Annotated in this window: 17 protein-coding genes; 15 read left to right on the top strand and 2 right to left on the bottom strand. The window is 64.0% G+C overall.

Annotation, left to right across the window (positions count from 1 at the left end; genetic code table 11):
- The first annotated feature begins 57 nt into the window (after positions 1-57).
- The 12 genes from ACIPV6_RS11915 (at position 58) to ACIPV6_RS11860 (ending at position 15,176) form a co-directional block, all read left to right on the top strand.
- On the top strand, positions 58-918 hold the full coding sequence (locus ACIPV6_RS11915; RefSeq protein WP_400271077.1) for a sugar phosphate isomerase/epimerase family protein: 861 nt from the start codon (positions 58-60) through the stop codon (positions 916-918).
- A 25-nt stretch (positions 919-943) separates the two neighbouring features.
- A complete protein-coding gene (locus ACIPV6_RS11910) occupies positions 944-2,110 on the top strand; it encodes a Gfo/Idh/MocA family protein (RefSeq protein ID WP_400271076.1) in 1,167 nt (388 codons plus the stop codon).
- 197 nt (positions 2,111-2,307) lie between these two features.
- Positions 2,308-3,354 carry a LacI family DNA-binding transcriptional regulator gene (locus ACIPV6_RS11905; protein WP_397326350.1) on the top strand — a complete coding sequence of 349 codons (1,047 nt, stop codon included), beginning with the start codon at positions 2,308-2,310 and terminating at the stop codon, positions 3,352-3,354.
- Between the two features lie 93 nt (positions 3,355-3,447).
- Positions 3,448-4,848, top strand: coding sequence for a glucuronate isomerase (gene uxaC, locus ACIPV6_RS11900; RefSeq protein ID WP_400271075.1), 1,401 nt, complete (start codon positions 3,448-3,450; stop codon positions 4,846-4,848).
- Positions 4,845-6,206, top strand: a complete 1,362-nt coding sequence (locus tag ACIPV6_RS11895; protein WP_400271074.1) for a mannitol dehydrogenase family protein — start codon at positions 4,845-4,847, stop codon at positions 6,204-6,206. The genes uxaC and ACIPV6_RS11895 overlap by 4 nt, the downstream gene beginning before the upstream one ends.
- Before the next feature lie 443 nt (positions 6,207-6,649).
- Entirely contained in the window at positions 6,650-8,161 is a 1,512-nt protein-coding gene (uidB, locus tag ACIPV6_RS11890; protein ID WP_400271073.1) for a glucuronide transporter, read from the top strand.
- A 351-nt stretch (positions 8,162-8,512) separates the two neighbouring features.
- Positions 8,513-9,742 carry a D-mannonate dehydratase ManD gene (gene manD, locus ACIPV6_RS11885; RefSeq protein ID WP_400271072.1) on the top strand — a complete coding sequence of 410 codons (1,230 nt, stop codon included), beginning with the start codon at positions 8,513-8,515 and terminating at the stop codon, positions 9,740-9,742.
- Positions 9,732-12,047 (top strand): gluconokinase, GntK/IdnK-type, encoded by a 2,316-nt coding sequence (locus ACIPV6_RS11880; RefSeq protein WP_400271071.1) that lies wholly within the window; start codon positions 9,732-9,734, stop codon positions 12,045-12,047. Before manD ends, ACIPV6_RS11880 begins: the two co-directional genes overlap by 11 nt.
- Positions 12,048-12,534: 487 nt before the next feature.
- The gene (gene pyrE, locus ACIPV6_RS11875; RefSeq protein WP_397326356.1) at positions 12,535-13,107 is read left to right on the top strand and encodes an orotate phosphoribosyltransferase; all 573 of its coding nucleotides are present in this window, start codon (positions 12,535-12,537) and stop codon (positions 13,105-13,107) included.
- Between the two features lie 172 nt (positions 13,108-13,279).
- Positions 13,280-13,477 (top strand): hypothetical protein, encoded by a 198-nt coding sequence (locus ACIPV6_RS11870; protein WP_400271070.1) that lies wholly within the window; start codon positions 13,280-13,282, stop codon positions 13,475-13,477.
- Entirely contained in the window at positions 13,477-13,908 is a 432-nt protein-coding gene (locus ACIPV6_RS11865) for a type II toxin-antitoxin system VapC family toxin (protein WP_400271069.1), read from the top strand. Before ACIPV6_RS11870 ends, ACIPV6_RS11865 begins: the two co-directional genes overlap by 1 nt.
- A gap of 119 nt (positions 13,909-14,027) precedes the next feature.
- On the top strand, positions 14,028-15,176 hold the full coding sequence (locus ACIPV6_RS11860) for an alpha/beta fold hydrolase (RefSeq protein ID WP_400271068.1): 1,149 nt from the start codon (positions 14,028-14,030) through the stop codon (positions 15,174-15,176).
- 3 nt (positions 15,177-15,179) lie between these two features.
- Here the strand turns inward: ACIPV6_RS11860 and ACIPV6_RS11855 are convergent, their stop codons facing one another.
- Complete coding sequence (locus ACIPV6_RS11855; protein WP_400271067.1) at positions 15,180-15,860, bottom strand: tyrosine-protein phosphatase; 681 nt, start codon at positions 15,858-15,860, stop codon at positions 15,180-15,182.
- A gap of 9 nt (positions 15,861-15,869) precedes the next feature.
- Complete coding sequence (locus ACIPV6_RS11850; RefSeq protein ID WP_400271066.1) at positions 15,870-16,700, bottom strand: HAD-IIA family hydrolase; 831 nt, start codon at positions 16,698-16,700, stop codon at positions 15,870-15,872.
- Between the two features lie 291 nt (positions 16,701-16,991).
- Between ACIPV6_RS11850 and ACIPV6_RS11845 the strand changes: the two genes are divergently transcribed.
- The 3 genes from ACIPV6_RS11845 (at position 16,992) to ACIPV6_RS11835 (ending at position 19,847) form a co-directional block, all read left to right on the top strand.
- The gene (locus tag ACIPV6_RS11845; protein ID WP_400271065.1) at positions 16,992-18,017 is read left to right on the top strand and encodes a hypothetical protein; all 1,026 of its coding nucleotides are present in this window, start codon (positions 16,992-16,994) and stop codon (positions 18,015-18,017) included.
- Positions 18,018-18,077: 60 nt separating this feature from the next.
- On the top strand, positions 18,078-18,779 hold the full coding sequence (locus tag ACIPV6_RS11840) for a TrmH family RNA methyltransferase (RefSeq protein WP_400271064.1): 702 nt from the start codon (positions 18,078-18,080) through the stop codon (positions 18,777-18,779).
- Between the two features lie 135 nt (positions 18,780-18,914).
- A complete protein-coding gene (locus ACIPV6_RS11835; RefSeq protein WP_400271063.1) occupies positions 18,915-19,847 on the top strand; it encodes a hypothetical protein in 933 nt (310 codons plus the stop codon).
- Positions 19,848-19,922 lie beyond the last annotated feature (75 nt).

The raw sequence follows: 19,922 nt of genomic DNA, 5'->3' as shown, positions 1-19,922 counted from the left end.
CGCGTCCTGCCAGCACATCAAGAGGGCCCTAACGGGCCGGAACCACGGAGGAAAACAGTGGCCAAGATAGGCGTACAGGCGATGATGCTCAAGGAGAGCTTCGCCGAAGTGGGAGCGTTCGAGACCCTGCGCAAGGTCAGCGCAATCGGCTACAACGCGGTGGAGGTCTCCCAGATCCCCATGACCGCGGAGAACGTGGACGAATTGGAGCGTGCCCGGACGGAACTGGGCATGGACATTGCTGCTTTGTCCGTAGCGGTGGAAGGCCGCAAGGGCTTCCCCGTGGAGTCCCTGGCCGAGAACTTCGACAAGATCGTGGATGACGCCAAGCGCCTGGACTCCACCCTGCTGCGCATCGGCATGCTGCCGTTCCCCGCCATGAAGTCCCTGGACGCCGTGGTGGACTTCGCCAAGACGGCCAACGGCTACGCTGAGCGTCTGCAGGAGCACGGCATCAGCCTGTACTACCACAACCACCATGTGGAGTTCGCCAAGTTCGATGGCAAGTACATGCTGGACATCATTGCCGACAATTCGCCGGCCATGGGTATGGAAATCGACGTGCACTGGGTCCAGCGCGGCGGTCTGGACCCGGTCCGGACCCTGCAAAAGTACGCGGGCAAGACTGCCATGGTGCACTTGAAGGACTATCGGATCGGGCAGATGCCCGAGTCGTCCTTCGGGCTCCTGGAGCAGGGCGATTTTGCCGGGTTCATGGCCGAGTTCAAGAACGTGGTCCAGTTCGCCGAAGTGGGCGAAGGCAATCTCGACTTCCCGTCCATTGTGCCCGCCGCCATCGAGGCCGGGGCACAGTACCTCCTGGTGGAGCAGGACGAACTTTACGGGCGCACGGTGTGGGACGCCCTCCAGACCTCCCACGACAACCTGGTGGCCATGGGCCACGGCGACCTTTTCTAGACTTTTCGGACAGGAGAATCACTTCATGAGCAGCAAAGTACGCCTCGGCATCATCGGCTTGGGCCAGCAGGGCGGCGCCTACGCCAAGTTCATCAAGGACGGCATGGTCCCGAACATGGAAATCGGCGCCATCTGCGACACCGATCCGGCCAAGAAGGAACTCGCGGCTTCCCTCTACCCGGAGGCGCCGTTCTTCGACGACTACATCGCCCTGCTGGAAAGTGGTTCGGTGGACGCCGTGGTCACGTGCGTTCCGCACTACCTGCACCCCGAGATGGGCATTGAGTCCCTGAAACGGGACATCCACGCCCTCGTGGAGAAGCCGGCCGGCGTCTACACCAAGCAGGTCAAGGAACTCAACGAGTTCGCCGCCACCAAGCCGGAACTGACCTTCGGGATCATGTTCAACCAGCGCAACAACCCGCTGTACAAGAAGCTGAAGGAAATCGTCGACGGCGGCGAAATCGGCAGCATCCGCCGCACCAACTGGATCATCACCAACTGGTGGCGTCCGCAGGGCTACTACAACTCCAGCGAGTGGCGTGCGACGTGGGGTGGCGAAGGCGGCGGCGTCCTGGTCAACCAGGCACCGCACCAGCTGGACCTGTGGCAGTGGATCTGCGGTGTCCCCAAGTCCGTCTACTCGAAGGTTGCGTACGGCTTCCGGCGCGATATCGCCGTCGAAGACGAGGTCACCGCCGTCGTGGATTATGGCGACGGCGCCACAGGCGTTTTCGTGACCGCTACCCACGACATTGTGGGAACCGACAGGTTCGAAATCCTGGGCGACCAGGGCAAGATCGTTGTGGAAGACAGCAAGACCGCCACCGTCACGCGCCTGGTCAAGCCGGAGCGCGAGATCAGCGATTCCATGGGCATGGACGACGTCCGGAAGCTCTTCATGGGCCAGCTGAACCGCGAGGAGCTCTACTCCACCGAGGTCATCGAGTTCGAGTCCGTCTGGGGCGGCCAGCACGCCGGTGTCCTGGAGAACTTCGCTGCCAACATCCTGGACGGGACTCCGCTGCTCGCTCCGGGCTCCGACGGCATCAACGGCGTCCGCCTGGCCAACGCCATCCACCTCTCCAGCTGGACCGGCAAGGAAGTGTCCCTGGACTTCGATGAGGACGAGTTCCTGCAGGAGCTGAACAAGCGCATCGCCGAAGAAGGCAAGTTCCCCGAACGCACCTAACCCACCCCCCCCCCGACGCTCTCTCACCGAATCCCCCTTTCCGCCGGTTCCTCTCTCACTTTCCTTAAGCGAGTGAGAGAGCGCCGGCGTGAAAGGGGCGTTTCGTGAGAGAGCGCCGACGTGAAAGGGGCGTTTCGTGAGAGAGCATTTTGGCAACCGTCCAGCTTTTTGTTGCCATACGGCACTACGATGGAGCCGTGACTGAAGCGACGAACGCCGGAACCTCCACTGCACCCTCCAAGCGCGGCCGGGGAGAGAAGTCCTCACCCACCATCTACGACATCGCCAAGCTTGCCGGAGTTAACCCCTCCACGGTTTCCCGCGCCCTCAGCAAGCCGGGCCGGGTCAGCGCCAAGACGCAGAAGATCATTGAGGACGCGGCCGAGCAGTTGAACTACCAGGTGAACCCCTTCGCCCGGGCGCTGCCGACGGGCCGGACGCAGACCATCGGCCTGATCGTCGCGGACATCACCAACCCCACGTTCTTCGACATCATCCGCGGCGCCGAAACCACGGGCGCGGCCCGGGATTACACGCTGGTCCTCGCAGAGTCGTCCGAGTCGCCCGAAACCGAAGTCACGGCGGCCAGGCGGCTGCTGGCTACCGTCGACGGGCTCATCCTGGCCAGCCCCCGGATGGACGACGACAACATCCGCTCGCTGGCCGGCGACAAGCCCGTCGTAGTGGTAAACCGGGACATCGACGGCGTCCCCTGCGTGGTGCCGGATGTCAACAAGGGCATCAGCGAGGCGGTTCGGAGCCTCGCCGCCAACGGCCACGAGCAGCTTGCCTACGTTGCCGGCCCGCCGCAATCCTGGATGACGGCCCGCCGTTGGGAAGGCGTCAAGGCTGCCGCGGAATGGTCCAAACTGACTGCCGTCCGCTTGGAGTCGAGCAAACCAACGGTCGACGGCGGCAGGCAGGTTGCGCGCGACGTGCTGGACAGCGGGGCCACCGCAGTCATCACCTACAACGACCTCATTGCCATCGGCTTGATGCAGGAGTTGCAGGCGGGCGGGATGCAGGTTCCCGACCAGATCAGCATTGTTGGTTTCGACGACATTTTCGGGGCGGATTTCACCACCCCAGCCCTGACCACCGTGCGTTCACCGTTGCGGGAATGCGGTACCCGGGCCGTCACCATCCTCCTGGACCTGTTGCTCGGTCACGAGGCGCCCGCCCGGGCCGTCAGCGTCGAGACTGAACTCGTGGTCCGGGGCTCCAGCGGCCGGTTGCTCAGCTAGCCCTTCACTCCTCGTTGCAGTGCCCTTTGCAATGACTTGGCAATTTTTGGCAACCGGTTGACAAAATGGCAACGTGAACCCGAAGATTGATCTATGTCACAGTCCCTTGCAGCCCACCCTGACCGGCTCCTGCCCGCAGATCCCGGGACGCGCAGCATCGCGCGGTCCTTGCTGGAGCGCGTCCAGGACCTGCCCATCATCTCCCCGCACGGCCACGTTGACGCCGCAGTCATCGAGCAGAACACGCCGTTCCCGGATCCCGCAGCGCTGCTGGTCAGCCCGGACCACTACGTCACCCGCCTGATCCACGCCGACGGTGTGCCCATGGATCAGCTTCACGCCAGTGAAACCCAGGGCTCACGTGAAGTCTGGCGCCGGTTCGTCGAGGCTTGGCCCCTCTTCGAGGGCACGGCGTCCGGCTACTGGCTCCGCACCCAATTCGAGCAGGTGTTCAAGCTCGGCGCGGACCCTTCCGCGCTCTCCGCCGACGCCAGCTACGACGCCATTTCTGCCAAGCTTGTTGAGCCGGATTTCCGTCCCCGTCAGCTCTTCAAGGACTTCAACATCGAGGTCCTTGCCACCACGGATGATCCCCTGGACAACCTCGCCAGTCACAAGGCGCTCACCGAGGATCCCACGTTCAACGGCCGCGTCCTGCCCACATTCCGCCCCGATGCGTACCTCAACGTCGCGCACCCCACGTGGGCGGCGAACGTGGAGCGGCTGATCGAAACCGCGGCCGACGGCGCCACTGGCTACGCCGGCTATATCGCCGCACTGGAAAACCGCCGTCGTTATTTCGTGGAGCATGGCGCGGTGTCCGCGGACCATGGCGTCCGCACGCCGGCGACGCTCAAGCTCGATCCCGCCGAAGCCGAGGCCCTGTTCGAGAAGGCCCGCGCCGGCAAGGCCACCGCCGCGGACCGGGACGCGTTCGAGGCCCACATGATGTACCAGATGGCGCGCATGTCCGTGGAAGACGGCCTGGTGATGACCATCCACCCAGGCTCGTACCGCAACCACCACGGCCCCACGTTCGAGTCGTTCGGCGCGGACACCGGCCACGACATCCCGTTCGCCATCAACTACACCGAGGCAATCCGCCCGCTGCTGCAGGACTTCGGCACGGCCAAGGACTTCCACCTGGTGCTGTTCACCCTGGACGAGACCGTGTTTTCCCGCGAACTTGCGCCGTTGGCCGGGTTCTACCCGTCCGTGTACCTCGGTGCGCCGTGGTGGTTCCTCGATGCTCCGGACGCCATGCTGCGCTTCCGCTCGGCCGTCACTGAGACCGCCGGATTCTCGCGCTCCTCGGGCTTCATCGACGACACCCGCGCTTTCTGCTCCATCCCGGCCCGGCACGACGCATCCCGCCGCATCGAGGCGTCGTTCCTTGCGCGTCTCGTCGCAGAGCACCGCGTCAGCGAGGACCGCGCTCACGAGTTGATCCTCGACATTGTGGATGGATCGCCGCGAAGGGTGTTCAAGCTGTGAGCGGGCTGCTTCCGCTGTTGGGTCGCACTGATTCTCCCGCCGCCCCGGTCCGCATCGTCCACCTGGGCCTCGGGGCGTTCCACCGTTCCCACCAGGCCTGGTACACCCAGCACGCCGGCGACGCGGGGGAGTGGGGCATCGCCTCCTTCACTGGGCGACGGCCGGACGCGGCCACGGTATTGGCTGCACAGGATGGCCTGTTCACGGTGGTGGAACGCTCCGACGCCGGGGACTCCTTCGAGGTTGTTGGCAGCATTGTCGAGGCCGTTGATGGGGCCGATGTCGCCCGCTTCGTTGAATTGCTCGCGGCTCCTTCAACCGCCGTGGTCACCCTGACCATCACTGAGGCGGCCTATGGTCTGGGCGCAGACGACCTTTCCGTTCTGCTCGCCGGAGGGGAACCCACGACGCCGATGGGCCGCTTGGTGGCGGGCCTCGCCGCCCGCAAGACGAACGACGCCGGACCGCTCGCCGTCGTCAGTTGCGACAACCTCTCCGACAACGGAAACGTAGCCCGGAACGGGGTTCTCTCGTTGGCCCGAGCGTTCGACGCTGGGCTCGCGGCCTGGATCGAAGCGAACGTGAGCTTCGTCAGCACCTCGGTGGACCGGATCACGCCGCGGACTACCGCTTCCGATATCTCCGCCGTGGCTGCCGCGTGTGGCTACCGGGACGAGGCACCTGTGGTCACCGAGCCCTTCCACAGTTGGGTGCTGAGTGGCGCTTTCCCTGCCGGGCGACCGCGTTGGGAAGACGCCGGAGCCGTGTTCGTGGACGACATCGAGCCGTACGAGAACCGCAAGCTCTGGCTCCTCAACGGCGCGCACTCGATCCTGGCCTACGCCGGGCAACTCCGCGGGCACACCACCGTGGTCGAAGCCTTGGCCGATCCCGTATGCCGCGACGCCGTGGAGGAATTCTGGGACGAAGCATCGCGGCACCTCCCCGGAGAAGAACTTCGCATCACCGAATACCGGGCTGCCTTGCTGGAGCGCTTCGGGAACTCCCGGATCGCCCACCACCTGGCCCAGATCGCGCTGGATGGCAGTACCAAGCTGCGGATGCGGGCTGTGCCGGTCCTGCGCGCGGAGCGGGCTGCCGGGCGAACAGGGCAGGCCGCCGCCCGGATGATCGCGGTGTGGTCTGCTTTCCTGGCCATTCAACCTGGCTTGCAGGACCCCCTGTTCGAGGACGTCGCCCAAGCTTCCCTCCTGTCCGGTCAAGCCCGAACGGCGGCATTACTGGCTCTGCTCGACGCCGAGTTGGCCAGGGATCCGGACGTGGTGGCGCTGATCCATGAGCTCGGCGAGGGTTTCGCTGGCGTGTCCGCTGAGGCAGGTTCGGGGACGGCCGCGTAGACCACAAGGCACATTCATCGCACCCTTTGATTGGCCCAGGCCGCCCGATAAACCCGGGTTGCCTGGGCCAATCTGCGTTTTTACAACCCGTTGTTTTTAACAACCCGTTGCGTGGCCCGCTCTGCGTGGCATTTCCTGGGTTTGGGGCGCAGAGCGGGCCCCGCACGGTTTTCATGCGTGCGCGTGGGTCATGTTGTTGGGCAAGCTCTGCGTGCCATTCGAGAATCTTGGGGTGCAGAGCGGGCCCCGCAAGGTGAGTCCCCGGCGTCGGTAAGCATGAACGGGCCGAAACGTGCTGAAGCAATTTGCGGCAACCGATTGCCAAAACTTTGCCAACGTGACTAGAATTACATCAGCTACACAGGCCGGGCCCAAAGCTCCAGTGGCGCAACAACTGTTGAGACGCCCGGCACGCAATGACGCAATGGGTAAAGGAGCCCGCATTGAACAAGCTCAGCAAACTCAGCATCCTCGGCTACGGAGCCGGAGATGCCGCCAACAACCTGGCCTTCACCACGGCCACCATGTTCCTTCTGGTCTACTACACCGACGTTGCCGGCATCTCGGCGGCGGCGGCAGGCACGCTCTTGCTCGTGGTCCGGGTGTTCGACGCTTTCGCCGATGTCTTCGCGGGCCGCCTCGTGGACCGTAGCTACAGCAAGCGCTTCGGCAAATTCCGTCCCTTCATCATGTTCGGTTCCATCCCGCTGCTGCTCCTGAGCGTGGCAACGTTCTCCGTTCCGCAGATCGGCGAGACTGGGACCCTCCTCTATGCCTACGTCACCTATGCCGCACTCGGCCTTGCATACTCCCTCGTGAACATTCCCTACGGCTCACTTGCGGGGGCCATGACCCAGGATCCGGGCGACCGCGCCAAGCTTGGCTCGGCCCGCATGGTGGGCGCGCTGTTGGTCGGCTCAGGCCTGGGCATCTTCGTGGCCCCGCTCATCAAGCCGGGCGCCAACCTCCAAGGGCTCTTCACCACCATCACGCTGGTGTTCGTGGTGATCGGCGCGGCCCTCTACTTCTTCACGTTCGTCACAGCCAAGGAGCGCGTGCACCGCTCGGTTCCCAAGGTCTCCTTCAAGCAGAGCATGGACACCCTGAAGACCAACCGCCCGCTGCTCATGCTGTGCCTGAGCTCTTTCCTGTTCCTGACGGGCTACATGGCCCTGTCCTCCGTGCAGCTCTACTACCTGCGCGATGTCCTGGGCCGCTTGGACCTGTACGCCGTCATGTCCATCGTCCAGTTGGTGATGACGTTCGTCCTGGCCGCCTTCATGCCCCGCCTGGTCCACGCATTCGGCAAGAAGACCGTCTACGTTGCGGCCGGCGCCCTCAGCGCAGTTGGAGGGGCGATCATTTTCTTCACTCCGGCGAGCATGACCTGGATCGGTTTCTCCGGGCTGGTGGTCAGCATGCTGGGCGTGATGGCCGTGAGCATCGTGGTGTGGGCGCTCGAGGCCGACACCGTGGAGTACGGCGAGTGGAAAACCGGTGTCCGCACCGAAGGCATCACGTACGCCCTCTTTTCCTTCACCCGCAAGACCGGGCAGGCTGTCGGCGGTGCCCTTGCTGCCTACGCCCTCGCCATGGGTGGCTACAAGTCCGGCGCCGCCCAAACTTCGGAGGCAGTGCTCGGCATCCAGTTTGCCGCCGGCGCACTCCCGGCCATCATGGTGGCACTGGCCATCGCGGTCATGGCCAAGTACAAGCTCACCGATGCCATGCACGCTGAGATCGTCAATGAGATCAAGGCGCGTCGCACCGCCGAGGCGGGCAGCGCGGCGCAGGAGGCTGGCGCCGAACCAAAGGACCCCAGCGCCCTGGCGTCCAGCGCACCCTACGACCACACGTCTCGGGATGGCGCCCAGCAGGACCGTGCACCCCATGACAGTGCACCCCAGGACAACGCACCCCGAGGCAACGCCGCTGGGGCGGGAGGTCGCCGCTGAGGCGGGGCACGCCGCCGTCGTAAATAACGACGGCGGGCTGCCGGGCATGGCGGGTGAGCGCCGCGGGGTTGCGTCAAAAGCCCCAGGCGGCTTGGCCTGGCCGGTCCTCAGCCCCAAAGGGGGCGCACAAGCCGTGGTTCGGCTCTCCGACCGTCACCCCCAAATCCCATTGAAGGCACCAGGCATCATTCCATCAATTGGCAACCGATTGCCAAAAACTGCCAATCGCCTTACACTCAATTCCAATCAACCTCTCGCCGAGGGGCTTGCTCCCGGCTTCCACGCAATCGAAGTCCTCCACCATCAAAGAGCCGAGATCCCACCCCTCGCGGCCCGAAAGGATCCTTGATCATGAAAATCATCGCCGCTGACGTCTTCGTGACCAGCCCGTCCCGTAACTTCGTTACCTTGCGGATCACCACCGAAGACGGTGTGACCGGCATCGGTGACGCGACCCTGAACGGACGTGAACTCGCCGTCGCTGCGTATTTGAAGGAGCACGTGGCCCAGCTGCTGATCGGCAAGGACCCGCACCGGATCGAGGACACCTGGCAGTTCCTTTACCGTTCCTCTTACTGGCGCCGCGGCCCCGTGACCATGGCGGCGATTGCCGCCGTCGACATGGCTTTGTGGGACATCAAGGGCAAGATGGCCGGCATGCCGGTGTACCAGCTCCTGGGTGGTGCGTCCCGTAACGGGTTGCGCGCGTACGGGCATGCTTCGGGTTCGGATATCCCGTCGCTGTTCGATTCGGTGCGTGAGCACCTGGAACTTGGCTACAAGTCCATCCGCATCCAGACCGCCATCCCCGGCATCAAGGCCGTCTACGGTGTGGCTGCGCAGGCGCAGGCCTCGGGGGAGCGTTATGACTACGAGCCCGCCGGGCGTGGCGCGTTCCCGCAGGAAGAGGATTGGGACACCCGCGCGTACCTGCGCCACCTGCCGACCGTGTTCGAGGCTGTCCGCAACGAGTTCGGCCCGGAAATCCCGCTGCTGCACGACGGCCACCACCGCATGACGCCCATCCAGGCCGCGAAGCTGGGCAAGGCCCTGGAACCGTACGACCTGTTCTGGCTCGAGGACTGCACCCCGGCCGAGAACCAGGAGGGCCTGCGCCTGGTCCGTCAGCACACCACCACCCCGCTGGCCATCGGTGAAATTTTCAACACCGTGTACGACTACCAGACGCTCATCAAGGAACAGCTGATCGACTACGTCCGCGCCGCGTCCACGCACTTTGGTGGCATTTCCCCGCTGAAGAAGGTCATGGACTTCGCCGCGCAGTACCAGATCAAGTCCGGCTTCCACGGCCCCACGGACATTTCCCCGGTCGGGTTCGCCGCACAGCTGCACGTGGGCCTGGCCATCCACAACTACGGCATCCAGGAATACATGCAGCACTCGGACAAGACCAACGAGGTCTTCCAGCAGTCCATGACCTTCAAGGACGGCTACCTGCACCCCGGCGACAACCCCGGCATCGGCGTCGAGTTCAACGAGGAAGCCGCCGCGGCTTACCCGTACCAGCAGGCCTACCTGCCCTACAACCGCCTCGTGGACGGCACGGTTCATGACTGGTAAACCCGGGACAACTCACGACAGCGGCGCGCACGACGGCGGGACTCACCTCGCTGCTGCCCGCAACCACATTGTGGTCATGGGCGTAGCCGGGTGCGGCAAGAGCACCGTCGGGGCCGCCCTGGCCGAACGGATCGGCGCGGAATTCATCGACGGTGATGCGCTGCACCCAAGAGCGAACATCGACAAGATGGCCGCCGGTACTCCCCTCAACGACGACGACCGGACGCCCTGGCTGGCCGAAATCGGCAGGCGGTTCTCGACGTCGGACGCTCCCTTAGTGATCGCCTGCAGCGCGCTCAAGCGCGCCTACCGGGACATCATCCGCAGCGGCGACCCGTCCGTGGCGTTCGTGCACCTGCACGGCACCCGCGAACTCCTTAACGTACGCATGAACTCCCGCCCCGGCCACTTCATGCCGGCCTCGCTGCTCGACTCCCAACTGGCTACCCTTGAGCATCTCCAAGCCGACGAAGAAGGAGTGGTTGTGGACATCGAGACGCCCGTGCACCAGATCGTCAACCAATCCGTGGAGCAGTTGCTTGGCCCACAGGATGATGCCGCCAGGTTCCTGGTGGACCTCAAGGCAGCGCCTTTCAACCTGGACGATTCCGCCGTGGAATGGGTTGAATCCACGCTGGCGTCCATGACGCTCGAAGAGAAGATCGGGCAACTCTTCATCAACCACAACAACGACTACTCGCCCGGGTACCTCGACGGTGTCCTGGAGAACTTCCACGTGGGTGGCATGCGGTACCGGCCCGGTCCGTCCGCGGCGGTGCAGGAACACATCCGGTACGCGCAGTCCAAGACGCGGATTCCGTTGTTGGTGGCATCGAACCCGGAGATGGGCGGCGCAGGAAGCTGCGATGACGGCACGTTCGTCTCCACGCACCTGCAGGCCGGTTCGCACCCGGATAAGTCCATCGCCCGCCGCATGGGCGAGGTTGCCGGCGTCGAAACCGCTGCCCTTGGCTGCAATTGGGCATTCGCGCCGATCGTGGACATCCACTACAACTGGCGCAACACCGTCATCTCCACGCGCGCCTTCGGCAACACCCCGGAGATTGTGGTGGAGCGGGCCAAGGAGTACTTCGACGGCATCAGCGAGTCGCCGACGGTGTGCGCCATGAAGCACTTCCCCGGCGACGGCATCGACGAGCGCGATCAGCACGTGGTCACGTCCTACAACACCCTGGGCTACGAGGAATGGAACAGGACGTACGGGCACGTGTATCGCGAAATGATCGGGCACGGCGTGCAGTCGATCATGGTGGGGCACATCGGCGCACCCGAGGTTTCCCGTCATTTCCGGCCCGGGCTGGCGGACGCGGAGATCCGTCCCGCAACGCTCGCGCCTGAGCTGCTGCAGGACCTCTTGCGGGGCGAACTGGGCTTCAATGGCCTGGTACTCACGGATGCCTCGCTCATGGTGGGCCTGACGCAGGCCATGAAGCGTCGCGACCTGGTGCCGGCAACCATCGCCGCCGGTTGCGACATGTTCCTCTTCTTCCGCAACCCGGACGAGGACTTCCAGTTCATGCTCGATGGGTACAAATCGGGCGTCATCTCCGATTCCCGTCTGGAAGATGCGTTGCGGAGGATCCTCGGGCTGAAGGCGAGCCTGGGGCTGCACGAGACTTCCCGGGAATCCCTGGTTCCTTCCCCGGAGGCCTTGTCTGTGATCGGCAGCGACGCCCACAAGGCGATCGCCGCTGACATCGCGGACAGAACTGTCACCCTGGTCAAGGACACCGCCCACAACCTGCCCATCACGCCGGAAACCCACAAGCGCATCCGGCTTTACGGCATCTCGGGCGGGGCGGACTTCACACGGGCCGATCCTCTGGCCTATCTGGACACGGTCAAAGAAGAGCTCGAAGCCGCGGGGTTTACGGTTGACGTGTTCAGGACCGCCGAGCAGCGCGAAGCCGCGGGGGAGGCTGGCATGAACTTCATGCGGGTCCTCTCCGAGGAAGCCACTGCCGACTACTCCGAGCGTTACGATGCGGCCTTCGTTTTCGCCAACGTGAAGGGTTTCGCGCAGGAAGCTGCCATCCGCATTAAGTGGTCCTCGCCCATGGCTGCCGAGATCCCCTGGTACGCCACGGAAGTCCCTACGGTTTTCATCTCGCTCAACCAGCCGAACCACCTGATCGACGTGCCCATGGTCAAAACCGCCATCCACGCCCACGCTGGGACGCGCGAAGCAATCCGTGCCACCATCCAGAAAATCCAAGGGAAGTCCGAATTCCAGGGAACGTTCAACGAGAACGTGTTCTGCGATTCGTTCGACACCCGCCTCTAACTCCTGGCTCTCAGCCGGGAGGCTTTGATACGGGGGCGCGCCCTCCCCGCCATCACGGAGGACGCGCGGAATGCCCGGTACTGCCCACATGGCCGTGCCGGGCATTCTTCATTACGGCGTCACGATCCGGCGGGCCGCGTCTCGTTAATGACGAGACGGCCGCAGCCGGATGGGAGCAGTAAATGGGATTCGGAACGAACGGCCAACGCAAGGGCAGGCCCACGACCATAATCTTTCTTGGCGGGTTGCTCGTAATTTCGTGGGTTGTCGCGATGCAGGTTGCCGGCAACATGATCGACGAGCAAAGACTCGATTCCAGTGGGCCACTCTGGCAAATGCTATGGTTCGGCGGCCCCGTGGCCTTGGCCGTGCTGGTCTACGGCCTTATTTGGCGGGCCCTGAAGCGCCGGGCTCTGGCCAGGGCTTTCGCGACGAGGGGCGCGGGGACCGCTCAAAACGGTCACCCACCTTCCGTAGAATAGGACCCATGACTTCCTCGCCTGAGACCTCCGTTGCCCGCGCCCGCCTTCTTGAACTCATCAAAGAACTGGCGGTGGTCCGCGGAAAGGTGATCCTCTCCAGTGGCAAGGAAGCCGACTACTACATTGACCTCCGCCGCATCACCCTCCACCACGAGGCCTCCAAGCTGGTGGGCCAGGTCATGCTGGCAATGATTGACGACGCCGGGATCCCGCTTGAGTGCGCTGGCGGGCTCACCATGGGTGCCGACCCCGTCGGTACCGCCGTGATGCACGCTGCCGTTGACGCAGGCCGTGTGGTTGACGCGTTCGTTGTCCGCAAGGCGCAGAAGTCGTACGGCATGGGTCGCCAGGTGGAAGGTCCTTCCGTTGAAGGCCGCAACGTGGTGGTCCTCGAGGACACCTCCACCACCGGCGGGTCCGCGCTGACCGCCGTCGAAGGTGTCCGCAAGGCGGGCGGCAACGTAGTGGCCGTCGCCGTGATCGTGGATCGCAACACTGGCGCTAAGGAAAAGATCGAAGCCGAAACCGGCGTGCCGTACCTCTTCGCGTTCGGCAAGGACGAACTCGGCCTCGACTAAGGAACGTGCCCGCTTGACGAAGCTTGATGATCTTCAGCAAAACGTACTACCGTAGTACCAAACGCCATGGACGGGAGCTTCTGTGAGAGTCAAGAACAGTGTCACAAGCCGGGAGTTCAATCACTCCTCCAGTGAGATTCTTCGCCAGGTCCGAGAGGGCAACGTAATCCCTGTGACCTACGGCCGGGACGGAGACGTGGTGGCATACGTCGTGCCGGCTTCCACGCTGCGAAATCACGATGAGATTGAAGCCGTCCATCGAGCTGTCACTGCACGTCGCCCGTCAGCACGCGACGTGGTGATGGAGTCAACTGTGACCATCAACTCCGAAGACACCCTGCGTGAAATGCGCGAAGGGGAGCGCTACTGATGCCGATAGTCAGTGCGGGATGCTATTTGGAGACGTCTTCACTGATCCGTCTCTTGACGCCTCAGCATCCCTCACGTCAGGCGTTGGTGGATTATCTGGATCAGGCAGACTTATGGAACCACCTTTGCACGAGCAAACTGACGCAGCTGGAGGCGGCCCGCGTGGCCGTCAGGGACGGCAATCCCGGCCTCGGAGCGCAGGTGGATCTCTTCTTGCGACAGATAACAGTGATACCAATCTCGGAACACGTCCTGACCCGGGCCATGGAGATCCCGTTCCACGTCAAATCCCTTGACGCCATACACGTCGCATCGGCAGCGGCCGCATCGGTGGTAATGACCTCGGACAACAACATGGCTGATGTCCTGAACAGGCTTCAGCAACACCCGGATTGGTCAGCCATATACCGCTTCAGCGACATTGTCGGCTAAGAATCACTTAAGAGCTTCCGGATCGAGGAGAAGGTGCCTCAAGGGCGCATCCTACGGGCATTCGCGGTGCACTTTCCACGGGGCTGTAAGGCCGTGCCTTCGAAGCCTATGCTTGCTGCGTGGGCGTTCAGGTAGGGAAACCTCCGGCACCGCCGGAAGTAGAGGAAGACCTCCCGCTGCCCGCCACGCCTGCGCCGGGTCCTGAACCCGGAGTGGGGACGGAGCCAGCGGAGGATCCGGGTTCATGGGCCCGGATCCTGCCTTATGCTGCCCGGTTGAAGAAGACATCCCGCCGTAACTTCCTCATCACCGCCGGCGCCTCAGCGGCGCTCGCGGGGGACATGCTCTTCACCCGCCATGTGCAGGCCGAACGCCGCGCTCCGAAGATCCTCCGCGTTCCGGATTCCTTCGCGGACCTGTACTTCCCGAAGGCCAGCTGGATCCTCTTTCCGGGTTACAAAACCAGTTGGGAAGAGGCCCAATGGATCCTCAACTCACTGCGGCCTGCCCTGCACCAGCGGGGTCGCCTTGCCGCCGTCGGATACTCCAACCTGGGTTTGGACGTTGACGAGGTTGTCCGCGAACTCGTCCTCCACGTCCGCGAGTTGGGCCTGGAGAAGCTGTATTTCTACGGCCACAGCTTCGGTGGGATGCTGGCCACCCAGGTCGCGGCCCGCTTGCTGGAATTGCACGGTGTGGAAACCGAACTGATCGTCCTGGATTCCAGTCCCTTCAGCCGCGCCGATGTCCTGGACCAAAGCTGGTTCGACGGCGTGGTGTTCCTTTATGAGAACGGCTTCCGCATTCCGTCCGTCCTGCGCGGCGGCTACGAATTGGGGGAGCGGTTGGTCCATAAGGACGAGCGCTCCTGGCGGCAGATCCTGGACCAAACCGCCGAGCAACTCTCTCCGATCGCGCCGTCGAGTGTGCTGGTCCAGACCGAGTCCGCCTACATCTACCATTTCGATGGGCTGCGGTTCGTGGGCAAGCTGGGCCCGGCAAAGATGGCCTACATGGGCAACTCAGCTGATGCCACCGTGAACTACGTGACGGCCCGTGCCGGGTGGAGCAGGGTGTTCGCCGAGAACATGAAGCTGCCCATCCTCAGTACCGAGGGAGCACGGCCGGCACACGCCAGCCCGCAGTGGAACGCGGATGTGTACAGGCCGTTGCTGGAGCACGTGCAAAATCAGTTGGAGCCGTTGCCTGCCACGCCCGAAGAGCCGTCATACAAGGAACCGAACGGTCGGATCATCCGCCCGGCTTAGGTGTCAGGAGCCGTGGCGCAGTGTTTCAACCTCGACGGCGGTCAGGCCCGCCTCGCGCAGGAAGCCGCCGGCGTCGCCGAACTCGCGGGCAAAACCAACCAGGAAATGCCGGATGGCAGCTTCCGGGCTTTGCAGGATCATGAGATCGGGGCTGAAGTATTGTGCCGGGGTTGAAGGTACGTGCAGCCGCCACGTGGCAGCCATGGTTTCGAGAACGGTAGGCAGGTTGGCAGTGGTTGCCGTGTAGTCGTTCACCACGGCTTCGTTTGAAGCGCCGGAGGCCATGAGCGCCAAGGCCGACACCACACCCGTCCGGTCCTTGCCCAAGGAGCAATGGATCAAGGTCCTTTTTCCTTGCGCCACAGGTCGCAGCGCATCCGCAGCCCATTCAGGCCGGATGCGGAGCCAGCCCAGATAAAGATCGCCCAAATCTTCCGGCGTCTCCACGGCCTGCAGCGATCCGGCAACTGCGTTGGGATCCAGCGGGTTGTTGATCAGTTCCGGCGAGCCCTCGCTGACCAACCACGGAACCATGGTCCGCTCGAGTTCGCTTCGGAGGTCGACGATGGCCTGGATGCCGTGTTCCGCCAGAAAATCCGACGTCGACGCGGCATCCAGGCCAAATGGCTGGCTCCCCCTGAGAATCCGGCCGCCGGCCAGAGGGCGCAGATTGAGCACAGCCATGGTGGGTCCTTAGATCTGGCTCTTGAGGTCGGCCACGGAGTTCAGGACCTGGTTGGGTCGGAACGGGAAGGACACGATCTCGTCGCGCTGCGTGATGCCGCTGAGGACAAGCACGGTGTGGAGGCCCGCCTCCATGCCCGCGATGATGTCCGTGTCCATGCGGTCACCGATCATGGCGGTGGTCTCGGAGTGGGCGTCGATCTGGTTCATGGCCGAGCGGAACATCATGGGGTTCGGTTTGCCCACGATGTAAGGTTCGCGGCCTGTGGCCTTGGTGATCATTGCCGCGATGGCTCCGGTAGCGGGGAGGGGGCCGTCCTTGGAGGGGCCGGTGGCGTCCGGGTTGGTGGCGATGAAGCGGGCGCCGGCCAGGATGTGGCGGACAGCCGTGGTGATCGCCTCAAAGGAGTAGGTGCGGGTTTCGCCGAGGACCACGAAGTCGGGTTCGGTGTCCGTGAGGATGAAGCCGGCCTCGTGCAGGGCGGTAGTGAGGCCTGCTTCGCCGATGGTGTAGGCGCGGTTTCCGGAGTCCGAGGACTTGACCTGGTCCTTGAGGAACTGGGCCGTGGCCAGGGCCGAGGTCCAGATGTTCTCTTCCGGGATCTCAAGTCCGGAGGCGCGCAGGCGTGCTGCGAGGTCCCTGGGCGTGAAGATGGAGTTGTTGGTCAACACGAGGAAGCGCTTGGAGGTGTCCACCCAGCGCTGGATGAGCTCGGCGGCTCCGGGGATTGCCTGGTTTTCGTGGACCAGTACGCCGTCCATGTCCGTCAGCCAACACTCGATTTCATGGCCGTTGCGGTACACGGAGTCGGACGTCTGGGGCGTGGATTCTTCTGCCATATTTGCCTCCGGCTGGGATTGTTCATGCACTGCGTCCCAGTCTTTCATTATTCGGACCGCCAGACACCCCGGGGTCTTGCTATGTGGATAGAACTCCCCATGCCGAAAGCGGACTTTGACTTGCGGCCACCTCCCTTGGCTGCACTACCCTTGTGGCTGCGCAGGCGTCCCGCAACCGTGGATCGGGGGATCGACACGGTGACTTCAGAGGCGTCGGCGCGGACCAGGTCCCCTGTTCTGATCGCCATGCCGGCAACGCAAGACGCCGGTCTCCTGAGAGGGTCCTGCCACATGAGCAACACCAACGGAGCGCCGCAGCCTCCCTACAACACCGACGGCATTCCCCAGCCGCGCTACGACACCAGCCAAGGCCAGTATCAGCAGTACCAGCCAGGCCAGGCGCAGCCAATGTACAGGCCGGAGGAGGGCGGACCCAACCCCAACTCCGGCGACCACAACAAGAAGGCGCTGTTCCTGATCCTCGGCGGGATCGCCGTCGTCGTGGTTGTTGCGCTGGTGGTGGTCTTCGCCTGGCTGATCCCTTCGGCTGCCAAGCCCGTGGCCGTGGACACCGCCACCCCAAGCGCGGAGGCCAGCGATGCTGCCTCGGGCCCCTCCGCAGAAGCGGACCCGTCGGGGGAGGCCGAGCCGTCTGCGGAAGCCGAACCGTCAGCGTCCTCGGACATCCCCGCCGGCGCTATCCCGCTCCCCGCCGGCTGGGACCAACTGGCAGGCCCCAGCAACGTGCCCGCGGACGGGGATCCGTTGTTCAGCAAGTGGGTGACGGGCGAATCGTCGTTCCAGTACCTGGCGGAGTGGACGCACGATGAGTCGTTCGGCATCACCAAGGACCCCTCCACGGGAGAGGAAATCCAGAAGAAGGCCCAGGGCACCACTGAAACCGATGGCGACGGGATTGCGGTGGCTTACGCCTTCTTCGCTGAATCCGACGAAGGGAAGTTCGGCAAGGATCCCGCCGATGTCAAGAAAGCCATCACGGACATCGAAGCCCGCTACAAGGGCATGACCGCCACCGAATTGCCGCAGAACCTGGTGGGCCATAAGTGCGCCGCGGACTTCAAGACCACCATTCCGGAGACCCGTGAGTTCCGGCGTGGAGTAGCAGTGGTGGTCGGGTTCACGTGCACCAACGCACGCGGCGAAGAGATCCAGGCCGTCAACCTCTTCTCCGTCACGCCGTGGGGTACCCCGCAAATGCTGGGCGTGAGCGGGCACAAGACCTACTGGGACGCACACCCGGGCCTCATGCAACAGTTGGCCAACTCCTACCGCATCAACAAGTGGAAGGTGGGCTAGCCGCCCGTCGGGCACCGGGCACCGGGCACCGGGCACTTGGCACGCGGCTAAAGTTGAAGGGTGACTGACCTCCCCCCTGACGCCTCCGGGCCCAACGCAGCCCAGCCCACCCCCGACGCAACCCCCGCGGAAGGCGAGGCGGAAGCGAAGGCGGAGGTCGGCGTCGGGCCTTGGGAGGGTGAGTGGCCCGAGGGCGAGCACTGGGACCCGGACCTGCTGCGCGACGGCGACCGCCGCAACGTGGTGGACCAGTACCGTTACTGGAAGCATGAGTCGATCGTGGCGGACCTGGACTCCAAGCGCCACGACTTCCACATCGCGATCGAGAACTGGCAGCACGATCTCAACATCGGCACCGTGGTTCGCACCGCGAATGCGTTCCTCGCCAAGGAGGTCCACATCATCGGACGACGGCGGTGGAACCGTCGCGGGGCCATGGTCACCGACCGCTACCAGCACGTCCGCCACCACCCGACCGTTGAGGATTTTGTCCAGTGGGCGGAGGAGGAAGGGCTGGCGGTGATCGGGATCGACATCTTCCCGGACTCGGTCCCGCTGGAGACCTACGACCTCCCGCAGAAGTGCGTGCTGGTGTTCGGGCAGGAAGGACCGGGCCTCACCCCGGAGGTCCACGATGCCGCCGTCGCCACGCTGTCCATCGAGCAATTCGGTTCCACCCGCTCCATGAACGCAGCCTCCGCCGCAGCCATTGCCATGCACGCCTGGGTGCGCCGGCACGTGTTCAACCAGAAGGTGTCCTAGTAACACCCGCCGAGATGACAATTAATGCCAATCCCAAGGCTCGGGACTGTCATTAAATGCCAACTCGGCGCGGTGATCGCGGCGGGAGCTGTGGATAACGAGGCTGGGCGCCTGGCGGAAAAGCAACAATATGGCATGCGCAGGAAAGAACTACCGGAGCACCTCACATCAGGTTCATTCTCCGTGCGCGCATCGGACAAGGCCGGCGTGCCTCGGTCCCGGACCCATGCCAAGGACCTGCTCCTGGTTTCCAGGGGAATCCGGGTGCCCGCCGCGTCCGATGCTTCCGGAGCCGCAGCCCTGCGCGCCTACACAGACCTTGACGACACCTCGGTGCTCGTATCCTTAACTGCTGCGAGAATCTGGGGCATTCCCTTGCCCCGTCACTGCAAGGGTGATTGGCGCATCCACGTGGCTCGCCGCCGGGGGTTCAGCTTTCCCCGCCGCGTGAACGTGGTGGGCCACCTGCTCACTCTCCTACCAGAGGAGGCCGTAGAGCACGACGGCGTCCGTCTCACCTCGCCTGCGCGGACGTGGCTGGACTTGGCCTCGCACCTGGGCGTGGACGACTTGGTGGCGGCGGGTGACCACCTGGTGTGCTCCCACGGCCCGGAGTTCCCTGTTCCCAAGGCGGCGTTATGCAGACTTGACGAGCTGGCCGCGATCACGGACCGCCATCCCGGCATGCGCGGAGTGCGGGCCGCGAGGGCAGCCCTCGAGCTCATCCGCGTAGGGGCAGATTCAGCGCCGGAATCACACATGCGGCTGGCGCTGGTTAATGCAAACCTGCCAGAGCCCGAATTGAACCACGTGGTGCGCAACAACCTGGGTCAGGCGGTCCTCTGGCCGGACGGAGCGTACCGGGAGTTTAGGGTCTCACTCCAATACGACGGGCAGCACCACGCTGGCCCGGAGCAGCATCTGAGGGACATTGAACGCCAGGAAAGGTCGCTTGCCCATGGCTGGCTGGAGGTCCGCATCTCCAAGCGCGATCTGGAAGGTGAACGGCCCGCCGTCGTGCATAAGGTTCGCCGCGCCCTCATCAGCAGAGGTTGGGCGCCGAGGTGACAATTAATGACAATCCCAAGGCTCGGGACTGTCATTAAATGCCATCTCGGCGCGAGTGTTACCAGCCCGCGTGAC

This window comes from Paenarthrobacter sp. NPDC089988, from assembly GCF_044748465.1.
Taxonomy (GTDB): domain Bacteria; phylum Actinomycetota; class Actinomycetes; order Actinomycetales; family Micrococcaceae; genus Arthrobacter.
Note: the sequence above shows the minus strand (reverse complement) of the source record. Positions and strands in the feature narration are given on the sequence as shown.

Excerpts from the sequence above, each read along its gene's own strand:
- ACIPV6_RS11910 (WP_400271076.1), top strand. The coding sequence starts at position 944 with ATGAGCAGCAAAGTACGCCTCGGCATCATCGGCTTGGGCCAGCAGGGC.
- uxaC (WP_400271075.1), top strand. The coding sequence starts at position 3,448 with ATGTCACAGTCCCTTGCAGCCCACCCTGACCGGCTCCTGCCCGCAGAT.
- manD (WP_400271072.1), top strand. The coding sequence starts at position 8,513 with ATGAAAATCATCGCCGCTGACGTCTTCGTGACCAGCCCGTCCCGTAAC.
- ACIPV6_RS11880 (WP_400271071.1), top strand. The coding sequence starts at position 9,732 with ATGACTGGTAAACCCGGGACAACTCACGACAGCGGCGCGCACGACGGC.
- pyrE (WP_397326356.1), top strand. The coding sequence starts at position 12,535 with ATGACTTCCTCGCCTGAGACCTCCGTTGCCCGCGCCCGCCTTCTTGAA.
- ACIPV6_RS11865 (WP_400271069.1), top strand. The coding sequence starts at position 13,477 with ATGCCGATAGTCAGTGCGGGATGCTATTTGGAGACGTCTTCACTGATC.
- ACIPV6_RS11855 (WP_400271067.1), bottom strand. The coding sequence starts at position 15,860 with ATGGCTGTGCTCAATCTGCGCCCTCTGGCCGGCGGCCGGATTCTCAGG.
- ACIPV6_RS11850 (WP_400271066.1), bottom strand. The coding sequence starts at position 16,700 with ATGGCAGAAGAATCCACGCCCCAGACGTCCGACTCCGTGTACCGCAAC.
- ACIPV6_RS11845 (WP_400271065.1), top strand. The coding sequence starts at position 16,992 with ATGAGCAACACCAACGGAGCGCCGCAGCCTCCCTACAACACCGACGGC.
- ACIPV6_RS11835 (WP_400271063.1), top strand. The coding sequence starts at position 18,915 with ATGCGCAGGAAAGAACTACCGGAGCACCTCACATCAGGTTCATTCTCC.